Origin of the sequence: Mixta sp. Marseille-Q2659 (assembly GCF_940807255.1) — a bacterium.
Lineage (GTDB): Bacteria > Pseudomonadota > Gammaproteobacteria > Enterobacterales > Enterobacteriaceae > Mixta.
The window spans coordinates 165,368-180,973 of record NZ_CALNWY010000001.1 but is presented as its reverse complement, the minus strand read 5'-3'; the positions used below and the strand labels follow the sequence as shown (position 1 = coordinate 180,973).

Below are 15,606 nucleotides of genomic sequence, written 5' to 3'. Positions count from 1 at the left end.
GGTCTCGCTTTTCATGAAGGTATCGTTATGACTGCTCTTGATCGTCTGCTGACTATTATGCAGACCCTGCGCGATCCGCAGCACGGCTGCCCCTGGGATCGTCAACAAACTTACGCCACTATCGCCCCTTATACGCTGGAAGAGACCTATGAGGTGATCGATGCCATTCAGCGCGAAGATTATGACGATCTGCGTGGGGAGTTAGGCGATCTGCTGTTTCAGGTCGTTTTTTACGCGCAGATGGCGCGCGAGGAGGGGCGGTTTACCTTTGACGATATTTGTCATGGTATTGCCGATAAGCTGGAACGTCGCCATCCGCATATTTTCGCCGACGTGCAGGTTAAAGATAGCGAAGAGGTGTTGCAGAACTGGGAGCAGATTAAGCAGCAGGAGCGCGCTGAGAAGTCGCAGCACTCTGCGCTGGACGATATTCCTCAGGCATTGCCTGCGCTGATGCGCGCGCAAAAAATTCAGAAGCGTTGTCACAGCGTGGGTTTTGACTGGACGACGCTGGGGCCAGTGGTCGATAAAGTGCATGAAGAGATCGATGAGGTGATGCACGAAGCGCAGCAGGCGGTAATCGATGAGGCGAAGCTGGAGGAAGAGGTAGGCGATCTGCTGTTCGCCACTGTTAATCTGGCGCGGCATTTAGGGACGAAGGCGGAAACGGCATTGCAGAAGGCCAACCTGAAGTTCGAACGCCGCTTTCGTCAGGTAGAGCAGATTATCGCCGCCCAGGGCATGAATATGAGCGATGCCTCGCTGGAGCAGATGGAAGCCGCCTGGCAACAGGTAAAAGTGGGTGAAAAGGCCGCTTCATAAAGACGTCGTCAATTCATCCCTGGAGCCTCCCTGTCATTCCTGACGCGGAGGCTTTATTAAGCGGCCTTTCCCCCGCTTCCCTGACTTAAGTGCCGGTTTGTAAGTTTAAAAAACAAGCCTGGCTACTTCTCTAAGCTTACTCGTTTCAGCTTTTACGAATAATTTGCGTCGCCTATGACCCAAATCAACCCTTTCCCTTTATCACCCGGTTAAGGTAGGCCGTCACCGGGTAGCAGCGATGGCGGCAATGATCAATTGTGGGTAAGAGGTGAATCAGGTATACTGTTTTCCCGTCCTGGTTATTCCACCGTCTTTAAACCTCAACTCTCAGGTTCAGCATGACAACGAACTATATTTTTGTGACCGGCGGGGTCGTATCCTCTCTGGGTAAAGGCATTGCCGCAGCCTCCCTCGCAGCCATTCTTGAGGCGCGTGGCCTGAACGTGACCATCATGAAACTGGACCCGTATATTAACGTCGATCCAGGTACCATGAGCCCGACGCAGCACGGTGAAGTATTTGTTACCGACGACGGCGCCGAAACCGATCTCGATTTAGGTCACTATGAACGCTTTATTCGTACCCGGATGACGCGTCGCAATAACTTTACCACTGGCCGCATCTATTCTGAGGTGCTGCGCAAAGAGCGTCGTGGTGATTACCTTGGCGCCACCATTCAGGTTATTCCGCACATTACTAACGCTATCAAAGAGCGCATCATCGAAGGCGGCGAAGGCCATGATGTGGTGCTGGTCGAAATCGGCGGTACCGTTGGCGATATCGAATCCCTGCCTTTCCTGGAAGCAATCCGTCAGATGGCGGTTGATGTGGGACGCGAGCATACCCTCTACATGCACCTGACGTTAGTGCCTTACATGGCAGCGGCGGGTGAAGTGAAAACTAAGCCGACGCAGCACTCCGTTAAAGAGTTGCTCTCTATCGGCATCCAGCCTGACGTGCTGATCTGCCGCTCCGATCGCGCTGTACCGGCCAACGAACGTGCAAAAATCGCGCTGTTCTGTAACGTGCCGGAAAAAGCGGTTATTTCTCTGAAAGACGTTGATTCCATCTATAAAATTCCTGGCCTGTTGAAATCTCAGGGGCTGGACGATTATATTTGTAAACGATTCAGCCTGAACGTCCCGGAAGCCAACCTCTCTGAATGGGAGCAGGTGATTTACGAAGAGTCGAATCCGGGCGGAGAAGTGACCATCGGTATGGTCGGCAAATATGTCGAACTGCCGGACGCTTACAAATCAGTAATCGAAGCGCTGAAACACGGCGGCCTGAAAAATCGCGTAACGGTAAACATCAAGCTGATCGACTCGCAGGATGTGGAATCGCGCGGTGTTGAAGTGCTGAAAGATCTGGATGCAATCCTGGTGCCTGGCGGCTTTGGTCCGCGCGGTATCGAAGGCAAAATTCTCACCGCACAGTATGCGCGTGAAAACAACATCCCTTATTTAGGGATCTGCCTGGGAATGCAGGTTGCGCTGATGGAATTCGCCCGTAACGTTGCGGGTATGGCTGATGCCAACTCCACTGAATTTGTGCCAGACTGTAAATATCCGGTGGTGGCGTTAATCACCGAATGGCGTGATGAAAATGGTAACGTTGAAGTGCGTAGCGAACAGAGCGATCTGGGCGGCACCATGCGCCTCGGCAGCCAGCAGTGCCAGCTGACCGAAAACAGCCTGGTTCGCCAGCTGTACGGCTCTGACACCATCGTTGAACGTCATCGCCATCGCTATGAAGTCAACAATATGTTGCTGAAACCTATCGAAGCGGCGGGTCTGCGCGTGGCGGGCCGCTCAGGGGATAATCAGCTGGTTGAGATTATTGAAAATCCGAACCACCCGTGGTTTGTTGCGTGTCAGTTCCACCCGGAATTCACCTCAACGCCCCGCGATGGTCACCCGCTCTTTGCTGGTTTCGTTAAGGCGGCGAGCGAGTACCAGAAGCATCAAGTGAAGTAAGAGTTTTTATAACAGCGCGCGAACTTTCCGCGCGCTGTTTGTCTGAGTTTTAGCTTAACTTGTACTGAGGAAAAACTAATGTCCAAAATCGTTAAAGTCATCGGTCGTGAAATCATCGACTCACGTGGTAACCCGACTGTTGAAGCTGAAGTTCATCTGGAAGGCGGTTTTGTAGGTATGGCTGCCGCGCCGTCAGGCGCTTCTACCGGCTCTCGCGAAGCGCTGGAACTGCGTGACGGTGACAAATCTCGTTTCCTGGGTAAAGGCGTAACCAAAGCAGTTGCAGCGGTTAACGGCCCGATTGCAGAAGCTATCCTGGGTAAAGACGCCAAAGATCAGGCGAACATCGACAAGATCATGATCGATCTGGACGGTACCGAAAACAAATCTAACTTCGGTGCTAACGCGATTCTGGCCGTTTCTCTGGCGAGCGCCAAAGCTGCCGCTGCTGCCAAAGGCATGCCGCTGTACGAACACATTGCTGAACTGAACGGTACGCCGGGCAAATTCTCTATGCCGCTGCCGATGATGAACATCATCAATGGTGGTGAACACGCCGACAACAACGTCGACATCCAGGAATTCATGATCCAGCCGGTTGGCGCGAAGACGGTGAAAGAAGCGATCCGTATGGGTTCTGAAGTGTTCCATCACCTGGCGAAAGTGCTGAAAGCGAAAGGCATGAACACCGCGGTAGGTGACGAAGGTGGTTATGCGCCGAACCTGGGTTCCAACGCCGAAGCGCTGGCTGTTATCGCAGAAGCGGTAAAAGCAGCTGGCTACGAACTGGGCAAAGACATCACTCTGGCGATGGACTGCGCAGCGTCTGAATTCTACAAAGACGGCAAATACGTTCTGGCTGGCGAAGGCAACAAAGCGTTCACTTCTGAAGAGTTCACTCACTTCCTGGAAGAGCTGACCAAACAGTACCCGATCGTTTCTATCGAAGACGGTCTGGACGAATCTGACTGGGAAGGCTTTGCTTACCAGACTAAAGTGCTGGGCGACAAAATCCAGCTGGTTGGTGACGACCTGTTCGTAACCAACACCAAAATCCTGAAAGAAGGTATCGAAAAAGGTATCGCTAACTCCATCCTGATCAAATTCAACCAGATCGGCTCTCTGAGCGAAACGCTGGCTGCAATCAAGATGGCAAAAGATGCGGGCTACACTGCCGTTATCTCTCACCGTTCTGGCGAAACTGAAGATGCAACCATCGCTGACGGCGGTAGGTACTGCAGCTGGCCAGATCAAAACTGGTTCTATGAGCCGTTCTGACCGCGTTGCTAAATACAACCAGCTGATTCGTATCGAAGAAGCGCTGGGTTCTAAAGCACCGTTCAACGGTCTGAAAGAAGTTAAAGGTCAGTAATTGACCGGCAGGCGGCGACAAGGTTCGCCGCTATGCAAAAAAGCCCCGCTTCGGCGGGGCTTTTTACATTCTGACGAAGATCGCCGTAATGTCAGCATACATAACAAGCGAAGCTCGTTCCCTCCTGCTATTACCGCATCTGAAGCTAAAGCATCCGGGCTTTTTTTCACCATCTGGTTTGGCGTGCGGTCAGCAATCTGCCATAATTTGCGCCCTTGTTTTTCCAGCGCGAGACCATCATGCAGTACCCGATTAATGAAATGTTCCAGACGTTGCAGGGCGAAGGTTATTACACCGGCGTTCCGGCAATCTTTATCCGCCTGCAGGGCTGCCCGGTGGGCTGTAGCTGGTGCGATACCAAACATACCTGGGACAAACTGGCCGATCGGGAAACCGCGCTGGGCGATATTCTGCTTAAAACGGTCGAAAGCGATGCCTGGGGCGCTGCGGATGCGGCAGCGTTATTGCAGACCATCGAACAGCAGCAGTGGACCGCGCGTCACGTGGTAATCACCGGCGGCGAGCCCTGCATTCACGATCTTACACCGCTGACCGCCGCGCTACAGCAGGCGGGCTTCAGCTGTCAGATTGAAACCAGCGGAACGCATCCGGTGCGTTGCACGGCGGAAACCTGGGTAACGGTGTCGCCCAAAGTCAATATGCGCGGCGGCTATGATGTGCTGGATCAGGCGCTGGTACGGGCCGACGAGATTAAGCATCCGGTTGCCCGTCAGCGTGATATTGATGCGCTGGACGAACTGCTGGCCCGTTTGCAGGATGATAAAGCGCGCATTATTGCACTGCAGCCGATCAGCCAGAAAGAGGATGCAACCCGGCTTTGCATCGCCACCTGCATCGCCCGTAACTGGCGTCTCTCTATGCAGACGCACAAATATCTTAATATTGCCTGATTCTCTCTGCGGAATACTCTGCCGGTTAATGACACCTGGCAGGGCATCACGCGCCGGTCAGAATAATTTGCGGCCTGTCAGTCGCTAACGACGCCTTTGCCGACAGGTGATACACTTCTGCTTTCGGAGTGACCACACCAAAGGAAGGGTTATGATAGATCTCCCGCTCAATCAAAATATATCCGGCTGGCTCAGCCAGCATCCGCAACCCGCCGCTTTTCCCGCTCTCACCACCGCGCTCGACGCCGACTGGATCGTGATTGGCGCAGGCTATGCCGGGCTGGCTTTTGCCCGGCGACTGGCGGCTAATAATCCCGCGCTGAAAATTGTGATACTGGAAGCTGGCACGGCCTGGGACAACGCTTCTGCCAGAAACTCCGGCTTTATTATCGGCCTGCCGCACAATATCGGCAGTTCCACGGCGGAGCTGGAAAAAGCGCACGCCTGGCGAAAGTTGCTGCAGGCTGGCATACAGCACCTGGAAAACGTCGTCGATGCGTTTCAGATTCGCTGCGGCTGGGAAGTCGCCGGAAAATATCATTGTCAGGTGGCGAGCGGGCAGGAAAAAATTCTGCAAGCCTACTGCACCAGCCTGGATCAGATGGAAGAGCCCTATCAGCTGCTGGACAACGCAGCGCTTCAGGAGCGGCTGGGTACGTCTTTTTACCACAAAGCTATCTTTACGCCGGATACGATATTAGTGAATCCCGCTTTGCTGATGGCGGGCCTGGCAGAATCGCTGCCGGAAAACGTCAGCCTTTACTATCACAGCCCGGCACTGGCAATTGATTACGACCGTCACGCCACGGTTTATACGCCGGCGGGCATGGTGCGGGCGCCAAAAGTCATGCTGGCGACTAACGCGCTCTCGAACGCTCTGCTGCCAGGCATACGCAGGCAGGCCGCGATGGCGACCTTTGCCAGCCTGACGCCGCCGCTCACCGAACAACAGCTGGCCCGGCTGCCCTCGATGGCAAGTTGGGGTTTAACGCCGGTCAATGCGATAGCGGGCGCTACGCTCAGGTTCACGGCGGATCGCCGTTTTCTGTTTCGCCAGCATGTGATCCCCGCGTTGCGCGGCGGCGTTAGCGCGCGTCAGACGCAAAAGGCGGCGCAGCTGCATCGTCAGCTCTTTCACAGAATCTATCCGCAGCTGGCAGATGTGCCGTTCAGCCACTGCTGGTCAGGCACCATCAGCGTCACCCGCAACGGCGCGCCGCAGTGGGGGAAAATAAATAAGTTTCTTTATACCGCTGGCGGCTGTAATGGCGCGGGCATTTCCAAACAGACGATTGCCGGTGAGTTGCTGGCGGATTATGTCTGTGAAAAAGATAATCCGCTGCTGGCTGACATGCAGGCGTTGGGCAAAGCCAACTGGCTTCCCCCTTCGCCGGTACTGAATATTGCAATCAATAGCGCCCTGCAAAAAGAGCGCTGGCTGGGGCGCAAAGAGCGTTAAGCGGAAGGTGTTTCGCCGCGGTAAACGCAGCCGGCGGTGCAGGTTTCTTTGATCATTACCGCGCTCAGAAGCGGCACAACCGGCTTCATCTGCTGCCAAATCCATGCGGCCAGTACTTCGCTGGTCGGATTTTCCAGGCCTGGTATATCATTCAGATAATAGTGATCGAGGCGATCGTATACCGGTTTAAACGCGGCCTTCAGCTCGGCGAAATCCATAATCCAGCCGGTATGAGGGGCGACATCGCCGGTGATTTCAAGACGCACCAGGAATGAGTGACCGTGCAGACGACCACACTTATGGCCTTCAGGCACGTGCGGCAGACGGTGTGCGGCTTCGAACTGGAAATCTTTAAAAAGCGTAGTTGCCATAATCGGTATCTCAGTTGTTGCAAAAACCGGCGAAGTCTACCGGAAAAACAGAAATTTCGCATCCGTTTCCCCGCCTGGCGCGCTTTTCGTTTATTTTAACGCCTCGAAACTTACGCAACTGTTTAATAAATAGTAAATTTTAAAAACAGTTAAAGCGTTAAGCTTTACCATTAAAAGCGTTTAGTCATTTTGGTTATTTATTATTTCGAACCCTTATTTACCGGTTAACATGCGACTCGGTAACCTCTACGCTATCTTCCGTCTCTGAACGGTTTGGCACCACTGATACTGGAATTATCAAGGCAATGACGACTCAGGCACCCCCAGGTTCTTTGCTCCCACTTAACCCGGAGCAGCTCGCCCGCTTGCAGGCGGCAACCCACGATTTATCAACGACGCAGCTGGCATGGATCTCCGGCTATTTTTGGGGAGTGGTTAACCAGTCGCCAGGTGCCGCTGCAACCGTACAGAGCGCCGCCGCGCCGGTGGCCGAAGCGCCAGTCATTACGCTGCTTTCCGCTTCGCAAACCGGCAACGCGCGGCGGGTCGCGGAACAGCTGCGTGACGATCTGCTGGCGGCAAAGCTGAACGTCAAACTGGTCAACGCCGGCGATTACAAATTCAAACAAATCGCCCAGGAAAAGCTGCTGCTGATCGTAACGTCGACGCAGGGCGAGGGCGATCCGCCGGAAGAGGCGGTCGCGCTGCATAAATACCTGATGTCGAAAAAGGCACCGCAGCTGAAAGATACGGCGTTTGCCGTGTTTGGCCTGGGCGACACCTCGTACGAATTTTTCAGCAAGGCTGGGAAAGATTTTGATAGCCGTCTGGCGGAGCTGGGCGCTGAACGTCTGCTTGAACGCGTCGATGCCGACGTGGAGTTCGCCGCCGCCGCCGAACAGTGGCGCAAGGCGGTGGTCGAGCTGCTGCAAAAGCGCGTGCCGGCTGAAACGCCAGCACAGGCAGCGGCGACCGCCACCGGCACCGTTAATGAAGTTTTTACCACGCCTTACACCCGTGATGAGCCGCTGGTGGCAACGCTGTCGGTCAATCAAAAAATTACCGGTCGCAACTCAGATAAAGATGTGCGCCATATCGAAATCGACTTAGGCGATGCCGGGCTGCGTTATCAGCCTGGCGACGCGCTTGGCGTCTGGTATGAAAACGATCCGGCGCTGGTGAAAGAGCTGACCGAGCTGCTCTGGCTACGCGGCGACGAAATCGTCGAAGTGAAAGGCGAAAGCCTGCCGCTTGCGCAGGCGCTGCAGCAGCATTTCGAACTGACGGTCAATACGCCGCAGATCGTTGAGCAGTACGCCAAACTGGTACGCAACGAGAAACTGCTGGCGCTGGCGGCGGATAAAGCTCAGCTGCAGCATTACGCGCAGACGGTGCCGATTGTGGATATGGCGCGTCAGGCGCCGGGCGAACTGAATCCAGAACAGCTGCTGTCGCTGCTGCGTCCGCTGACGCCGCGTCTTTACTCTATCGCCTCTTCGCAGGCCGAAACGGAAAGCGAAGTTCACATTACCGTCGGCGCGGTGCGTTATGAAATCGACGGTCGTCCGCGCGCAGGCGGTGCCTCCAGCTATCTGGCCGATCGGCTGGAAGAAGAGGGCGAAGTCCGCGTCTTTATCGAGCATAACGATAACTTCCGCCTGCCGACCAACCCGGATGCGCCGGTGATTATGATCGGGCCGGGTACCGGCATTGCGCCGTTCCGCGCCTTTATGCAGCAGCGTGAAAATGACGGCGCCAGCGGCAAAAACTGGCTGTTCTTCGGCAATCCGCACTTCACCGAAGATTTTCTCTATCAGGTGGAATGGCAGCGCTATGTTAAAGAAGGATTGCTGACAAACATCGATTTGGCCTGGTCGCGTGACCAACAGCATAAAATTTATGTACAGGACAAAATCCGTGAAAAAGGCGCGGAAGTGTGGCGCTGGCTGCAGGAAGGTGCCCATATTTATGTCTGCGGCGATGCCAACCGTATGGCAAAAGATGTCGAACAGGCATTACTGGAAGTGGTAGCTGAGCAGGGCGGAATGGACCTTGAATCGGCTGACGAATTTTTAAGTGAGCTGCGCATTGAGCGCCGTTATCAGCGAGATGTTTACTAATGAGTGAAAAACACCCTGGACCGCTGGTCGTTGAAGGAAAACTCTCCGATGCGGAGCGCATGAAAAAAGAGAGCAATTTTCTGCGCGGAACCATTGCCGACGATTTACAGAATGGCCTGACCGGCGGCTTCAGCGGCGATAACTTCCTGCTGATTCGTTTTCACGGCATGTATCAGCAGGACGATCGCGATATTCGCGCCGAACGCGCCGAGCAGAAGCTGGAGCCGCGCCACGCGATGATGCTGCGCTGCCGTCTGCCGGGCGGCATCATTACGCCGACACAGTGGCTGGCGATTGAAAAGTTTGCGACTGAAAATACGCTGTACGGCAGCGTGCGCCTGACCAATCGTCAGACCTTTCAGTTTCACGGCATTCTGAAAAAGAACGTGAAGCCCGCGCACCAGATGCTGCATGAAGTCGGTCTCGACGCCATCGGCACCGCGAACGATATGAACCGTAACGTGCTGTGCAGCTCCAACCCGGTGGAGTCTGAGCTGCACCAGGAAGCGTACGAGTGGGCGAAGAAAATCTCTGAGCATCTGCTGCCGCGCACGCGCGCCTATGCTGAGATCTGGCTGGATGAGAAAAAGGTCGCGACCACCGAAGAAGAGCCGATTCTTAGCGCAACTTATCTGCCGCGTAAGTTTAAAACCACGGTAGTCGTGCCGCCGCATAACGATGTCGACCTGCATGCCAACGATCTGAACTTTGTCGCTATTGCGGAAAATGGCAAGCTGGTGGGCTTTAACCTGCTGGTCGGCGGTGGTTTATCCATTGAGCATGGCAATAAAGAGACCTATGCGCGCACCGCCAGCGAGTTTGGTTTCCTGCCGCTGGATAAAACGCTGGCAGTCGCGGAAGCGGTCGTCACCACCCAGCGCGACTGGGGCAATCGTACTAACCGTAAAAACGCCAAAACCAAATATACCCTTGAGCGCGTAGGCGTTGAGACATTTAAAGCGGAAGTGGAGCGGCGCGCCGGACTCACCTTTGGCCCGATCCGTCCTTATGAGTTCACCACGCGCGGCGATCGCTTTGGCTGGGTCAAAGGGATCGATAATAAATGGCATCTGACGCTGTTTATTGAAAATGGCCGCCTGCTCGATTATCCAGGACGTCCGCTGAAAAGCGGCATTGCAGAGATTGCCAAAATTCATCAGGGCGATTTCCGTCTGACCGCCAATCAGAACCTGATCGTGGCGGGCGTGCCGGAAAGCGAGAAAGATCGTATTGAAGAGATCGCGCGAGCGCACGGGCTGATGGAGAGCGTCACCGCGCAGCGTGAAAACTCGATGGCCTGTGTGGCATTTCCTACCTGTCCACTGGCGATGGCAGAAGCGGAACGTTTCCTGCCTGCCTTTGTGACGCGCGTGGAAGCGATCATGACGAAACACGGCGTCGGCAATGAGCATATTGTTCTGCGCGTCACCGGCTGCCCGAACGGCTGCGGCCGCGCAATGCTGGCGGAGCTGGGGCTGGTGGGCAAAGCGCCGGGACGTTATAACCTGCACCTTGGCGGCAACCGCAGCGGCACGCGCATTCCGCGTATGTACCGTGAAAATATTACCGAAGATGAAATCCTGTCGAATATCGATGAGCTGGTAGGACGTTGGGCGCAGGAGCGCACGCCAGGTGAAGGCTTTGGCGATTTTACCATTCGCGCCGGTATTATCAGGCCGGTGGTCGATCCAGCCCGCGATTTCTGGGAATAACGGAGGGGATGATGTCTGTACTCGATCTCGCAGCACTGAATGAGTTACCGAAAGTTGAACGCGTGATGGCGTTAGCGGAGGTCAATACGCAGCTGGAAGCGCTGTCCGCCGAAGATCGTGTGATCTGGGCACTGGAAAATCTGCCGGGTGAGTTTGTTCTCTCTTCCAGCTTTGGTATTCAGGCGGCGGTATCGCTGCATCTGGTGACGCGCCAGAAGCCAGACATTCCGGTGATCCTGACCGATACCGGTTACCTGTTTCCAGAAACCTACCGCTTTATTGATGAGCTGACGGAGAAGCTGGATCTGAACCTGAAGATATTTCGGGCGGAGCAGTCGCCAGCGTGGCAGGAAGCGCGCTATGGCAAGCTGTGGGAGCAGGGCGTGGAAGGGATTGAGCGCTACAACGAAATCAATAAGGTCGAGCCGATGAATCGCGCGCTGCAGACGCTGGGCGCGCAGAGCTGGTTTGCCGGTTTGCGTCGCGAGCAGTCCGGCAGTCGTGCGAATTTGCCGGTGCTGGCCATTCAGCGCGGCGTGTTTAAGGTGCTGCCGATTATTGACTGGGATAACCGTCAGGTTTACCAGTATTTGCAACAGCATGGCCTGGGCTATCACCCGCTGTGGGAAGAAGGCTATCTTTCCGTGGGCGATACCCATACCACGCGCAAATGGGAGCCGGGCATGGCCGAAGAAGAAACGCGCTTCTTCGGTTTAAAACGCGAGTGTGGATTGCACGAATAAGGTTGTATGGATTAGTTAACGAAGGCGGCTGAAAAGCCGCCTTTTTCTTTGGCGCGCCAGAGATGTTGGCGACGGGATCAGCGGCGGGCGGGCCGTTCCGTAAAAGACGTCGTCAATCCATCCCTGGGGACTCCGCCGCGTCATCCCTGACGCGGAGGCTTTACTCCACTGGTCCTCCCGCGACCGGCGCCGAGCAATGTCACACCGGCACGGATCAGCTCTCGGTCAGCGCCTTCAGCGCCTCTGAGGTCAGGGTAATATTCACCTTCGTCACCTCGTAATCCGCCACGGCGACAAAGGGGTCCTCAGCCAGAATCGTATCCAGGCGGCTGCGATCAATATCCTTTGCCATAATCACGCCGCCGATGCGCGGATCTTTACGGCCTGCAGCGATAAAAACGCCTGCTTCGAAATAACGCTTCAACCAGCTGATATGCGGCTCCGTTAAGGCTTCTACTTCTTCAATCGGACGATGTAGCTCAGATTAATAATGTACATTATGACCCTTTCTTCACGCTGGGAGGATTAGCTAACTCTGTAATCAGAGGAAGCAGAATACGAACGCTGTCGCGCATGCGGGCGGTAATACGGCCGGGCAACCACTGGTCAAGATAGCTTAAATTATCCCGATCGGTCTGATGATGGCTTATTCCCTGCGGAAAATGCGGCGAGGCCGCTCGCTGCTGATAACCGTCCTTTTTGCCCAGCGCCCAGTTGGTCGCGCGTACCGTCAGCAAGGAAAAGCCCGCTTCGTCAAAGGCGTTCGGCACGGGATAAGCGGCGCTGTGGGGCGGGGGCTTCGTGGCGTTAATGCCATTATGGTGAGCAATATCCAGTGCCCGATCGCGCGTCTGCTTGATTACCGCGGAGGCGGTATTTTTGCCGCTGTTAAAATAGAGCTTATCGCCGACAATCAGGCTCTCAAGATCGATCACCAGCAACGTATTTTTGCGATCGGCGGCTTTCATGCGCGCAATATAATCATCGCAGCCGTGCAAATCATTTTGCCAGGCGCTTAACGCGACAAAACGAATGCCGTAATGCAGCGGCGTTTTGCTTAACGCCTGCGCCAGCTCCAGCATCACGCCAAGACCGGAGGCGTTATCATCGGCGCCCTGCAGACGCAGGCCGCCAATATTCTTATCGGCTTCGCCTTCGCTAAGCGGACGCCAGGTATCCAGATGCGCCACAATTAAAATTTCCTGCGGCACCTCGCCGGGACGGGCGGCTATCACCGACGTCGCGGTCAGATTGCGCCAGTGCGTCTTGTTGTCGTTATCCCGCCACGGCGCTCTGGTTTTAAAATCGCGTTTATCGCTTTTATAGCCCATCTCAACAAACTGCTGCTGAAGATAGTCTGCGGTAAGCAATTCAGCTGGGCTGCCCGCCATGCGGCCAGGAAACCAGGTGGCAATATGACGTAACTGCTGCTCTGCAAACTGGCCGACAGCCGGCGCGCTGGCGCTTACCGGCAGGCTGAAACCGCAGCTGAGCAGCGCGGCCAACGCAGTCAGGCGGAGAAAGGGAAACATACAGATCCTTAAACGTCATCCGATGACGCTGAAACGAAATAATTTTGCGTGGATAGTATGAAATTGTGACGCGCATTACACAATTTCAATCGTTCTTAAATGCCCGAAATATCATCTGTTAAGCACCTTTTGTACGAAGCTTTCCTGAAGCGTTATTCCATTCGGTAACTACTCATTCCAATTCGTAATTTCATCTGCCTGAAGCAGCAGTCGTATAGTCGCGTTAACTTTTTGTTATTCAATGTAAGGTCGACGTGGATTACCTCCCTATATTTGCCGTTCTGAAAGCTAAGCCGGTACTGGTTGTCGGCGGCGGTGACGTGGCGGCGCGCAAAATCGAACTGCTGCGGCGCGCTGGCGCGCAGGTGCAAATCGCCGCGCGCGAACTGTGCGCAGAGCTGCAAAGCCTGGCCGATAGTCAGCAGGTCGAGTGGCTGGCGCCGCACTTTGAGGAGCAGCAGCTCGACAGCGTTTATCTGGTTATTGCCGCCACCGATGACAGCGCGCTGAATGCGCAGGTGTTTACGGCGGCAAACCAGCGTCGTCTGCTGGCTAACGTGGTTGATGACCAGCCGAAATGCTCCTTTATCTTCCCATCGATTGTCGATCGCTCACCGCTGGTAGTCGCGATCTCCTCCAGCGGCACCGCACCGGTGCTGGCGCGTATGCTGCGTGAAAAACTGGAGGCGCTGCTGCCCGCCAATCTGGGCCAGATGGCACAGGTCGCCGGTGAATGGCGCGAAAAGGTTAAACAGCGCTTTAGCAAAATGTCCGATCGTCGGCGCTTTTGGGAGCGCGCCTTCAACGGCCTGTTTGCCAGCCAGATGGCGGCAGGCAACGTACAGGGCGCCAAACAGACGCTCGATGCTGAGCTCACCGCAGAAACATCTCATCAGGGCGAAATTATTTTAGTCGGCGCCGGGCCGGGCGATGCTGGCCTGCTGACGCTTCGTGCGCTGCAGGTTATGCAGCAGGCGGACGTGGTGCTGTATGACCATCTGGTCAGCGATGAAATTCTTGATTTGGTACGCCGTGATGCCGATCGCTTGTGCGTGGGCAAACGTGCCGGCGCGCATTCTGTGGCGCAGGAAGAGACCAATCGCCTGTTGGTTTCGCTGGCCGCTCAGGGCAAGCGCGTGGTGCGTCTGAAGGGTGGCGATCCTTTTATTTTCGGACGCGGCGGCGAAGAGTTACAGGCGGCGCAGGAGGCGGGCATTCCTTTTCAGGTCGTGCCTGGCGTTACCGCGGCCTCCGGCGCGACGGCCTATGCCGGTATTCCACTGACCCATCGTGATTATGCCCAAAGCGTGCTGTTTATTACTGGCCACTGCCGCGCAGATGGCGATGCCATTGACTGGCCTGCGCTGGCGCGCGCGCGTCAGACGCTGGCGATCTATATGGGTACGGTGAAGGCCGCGGAAATCGCCGGACAGCTCATTACCCATGGTCGCGCCGCGACCACGCCGGTGGCGGTCATTGGACGCGGTACGCGTCAGGATCAGCAGGTACTTACCGGAACGCTGGCCGAGCTGGAACAGCTGGCGCAACAGGCCCCGACGCCCGCGCTGCTGGTGATTGGCGAAGTGGTAAACCTCCATGCGCAGCTCGCCTGGTTTCAACATTCAGCACAGCAGGCCGGACGCAATTCCGCCGTTGTGAATTTGGCTTGAGGAAAAATTATGGATCAAAATCGACTGACTCATTTGCGTCAACTGGAGGCGGAAAGTATCCATATTATCCGCGAAGTGGCGGCTGAATTTGGCAATCCGGTCATGCTTTACTCCATTGGTAAAGATTCATCGGTGATGCTGCATCTGGCGCGCAAAGCGTTCTATCCCGGTACGCTGCCGTTCCCGCTGCTGCACGTCGATACCGGCTGGAAATTCCGTGAAATGTATGAGTTTCGCGACCGTACGGTAAAAGAGATCGGCGCCGAGCTGATTGTGCATCGCAACCCGGAGGGCGTGGCGATGGGCATCAATCCCTTTGTCCACGGTAGCGCCAAGCACACCGACATCATGAAAACCGAAGGGCTGAAACAGGCGCTGAACAAATATGGTTTTGATGCGGCTTTCGGCGGCGCACGTCGTGATGAAGAAAAATCACGCGCCAAAGAACGTATCTACTCCTTCCGCGATCGCTTCCACCGCTGGGATCCGAAAAATCAGCGGCCTGAGCTGTGGCACAACTACAACGGGCAGATTAATAAAGGCGAAAGCATCCGCGTATTCCCGCTCTCTAACTGGACTGAGCTGGATATCTGGCAATACATCTTCCTTGAAAATATCGAGATCGTGCCGCTCTACCTGGCGGCAGAGCGCCCGGTGCTGGAGCGCGACGGTATGCTGATGATGATTGACGATGACCGTATCAATCTGCAGCCCGGCGAGGAAATTAAACCGCGCATGGTGCGGTTCCGTACGCTCGGTTGCTGGCCGCTGACCGGCGCGGTGGATTCTTCGGCGCAGACGCTGCCGGAAATTATCGAAGAGATGCTGGTTTCCACCACCAGCGAGCGACAGGGCCGCGTCATTGACCGCGACCAGGCTGGCTCAATGGAGCTGAAAAAACGTCAGGGTTATTTCTGA

11 protein-coding genes and 2 pseudogenes are annotated in these 15,606 nt (G+C 55.4%); 10 read left to right on the top strand and 3 right to left on the bottom strand.

Annotated elements, in window-relative coordinates; all coding sequences use genetic code 11:
- The first annotated feature begins 27 nt into the window (after positions 1-27).
- From mazG to P3C52_RS00850, 5 genes and pseudogenes are all read left to right on the top strand, one after another.
- The gene (gene mazG / locus P3C52_RS00870) at positions 28-822 is read left to right on the top strand and encodes a nucleoside triphosphate pyrophosphohydrolase (protein WP_275553346.1); all 795 of its coding nucleotides are present in this window, start codon (positions 28-30) and stop codon (positions 820-822) included.
- A gap of 338 nt (positions 823-1,160) precedes the next feature.
- Positions 1,161-2,798, top strand: a complete 1,638-nt coding sequence (gene pyrG / locus P3C52_RS00865) for a CTP synthase (glutamine hydrolyzing) (RefSeq protein WP_275553345.1) — start codon at positions 1,161-1,163, stop codon at positions 2,796-2,798.
- A 78-nt stretch (positions 2,799-2,876) separates the two neighbouring features.
- Positions 2,877-4,170 (top strand): annotated as a pseudogene (eno, locus tag P3C52_RS00860) (phosphopyruvate hydratase).
- A 239-nt stretch (positions 4,171-4,409) separates the two neighbouring features.
- Positions 4,410-5,081, top strand: a complete 672-nt coding sequence (gene queE, locus P3C52_RS00855; protein ID WP_275553344.1) for a 7-carboxy-7-deazaguanine synthase QueE — start codon at positions 4,410-4,412, stop codon at positions 5,079-5,081.
- 151 nt (positions 5,082-5,232) lie between these two features.
- Positions 5,233-6,540, top strand: coding sequence for an FAD-binding oxidoreductase (locus tag P3C52_RS00850; RefSeq protein WP_275553343.1), 1,308 nt, complete (start codon positions 5,233-5,235; stop codon positions 6,538-6,540).
- On the opposite strand, the gene queD is transcribed toward P3C52_RS00850, so the two are convergent.
- A complete protein-coding gene (gene queD, locus P3C52_RS00845; protein WP_275553342.1) occupies positions 6,537-6,911 on the bottom strand; it encodes a 6-carboxytetrahydropterin synthase QueD in 375 nt (124 codons plus the stop codon). The two genes, P3C52_RS00850 and queD, sit on opposite strands and share 4 nt — an antisense overlap.
- Before the next feature lie 305 nt (positions 6,912-7,216).
- Between queD and cysJ the strand changes: the two genes are divergently transcribed.
- The 3 genes from cysJ to P3C52_RS00830 are packed head-to-tail and all read left to right on the top strand — an operon-like array spanning position 7,217 to position 11,486.
- Entirely contained in the window at positions 7,217-9,031 is a 1,815-nt protein-coding gene (gene cysJ, locus P3C52_RS00840; protein WP_275553341.1) for an NADPH-dependent assimilatory sulfite reductase flavoprotein subunit, read from the top strand.
- The gene (gene cysI / locus P3C52_RS00835; protein ID WP_275553340.1) at positions 9,031-10,743 is read left to right on the top strand and encodes an assimilatory sulfite reductase (NADPH) hemoprotein subunit; all 1,713 of its coding nucleotides are present in this window, start codon (positions 9,031-9,033) and stop codon (positions 10,741-10,743) included. The genes cysJ and cysI overlap by 1 nt, the downstream gene beginning before the upstream one ends.
- Before the next feature lie 11 nt (positions 10,744-10,754).
- Entirely contained in the window at positions 10,755-11,486 is a 732-nt protein-coding gene (locus tag P3C52_RS00830) for a phosphoadenylyl-sulfate reductase (RefSeq protein WP_275553535.1), read from the top strand.
- A gap of 214 nt (positions 11,487-11,700) precedes the next feature.
- On the opposite strand, the pseudogene P3C52_RS00825 reads toward P3C52_RS00830, so the two are convergent.
- A pseudogene (locus P3C52_RS00825) lies at positions 11,701-11,984 on the bottom strand (YciI family protein).
- Positions 11,984-13,018: an aminopeptidase gene (locus P3C52_RS00820; protein ID WP_275553339.1), complete on the bottom strand. Its 1,035-nt coding sequence runs from the start codon at positions 13,016-13,018 to the stop codon at positions 11,984-11,986. Before P3C52_RS00820 ends, P3C52_RS00825 begins: the two are co-directional and overlap by 1 nt.
- Before the next feature lie 254 nt (positions 13,019-13,272).
- Here P3C52_RS00820 and cysG point away from each other — a divergent pair, with 254 nt between their 5' ends.
- Positions 13,273-14,688, top strand: a complete 1,416-nt coding sequence (gene cysG / locus P3C52_RS00815; protein ID WP_275553338.1) for a siroheme synthase CysG — start codon at positions 13,273-13,275, stop codon at positions 14,686-14,688.
- A 9-nt stretch (positions 14,689-14,697) separates the two neighbouring features.
- Positions 14,698-15,606 carry a sulfate adenylyltransferase subunit CysD gene (cysD, locus tag P3C52_RS00810; RefSeq protein WP_275553337.1) on the top strand — a complete coding sequence of 303 codons (909 nt, stop codon included), beginning with the start codon at positions 14,698-14,700 and terminating at the stop codon, positions 15,604-15,606.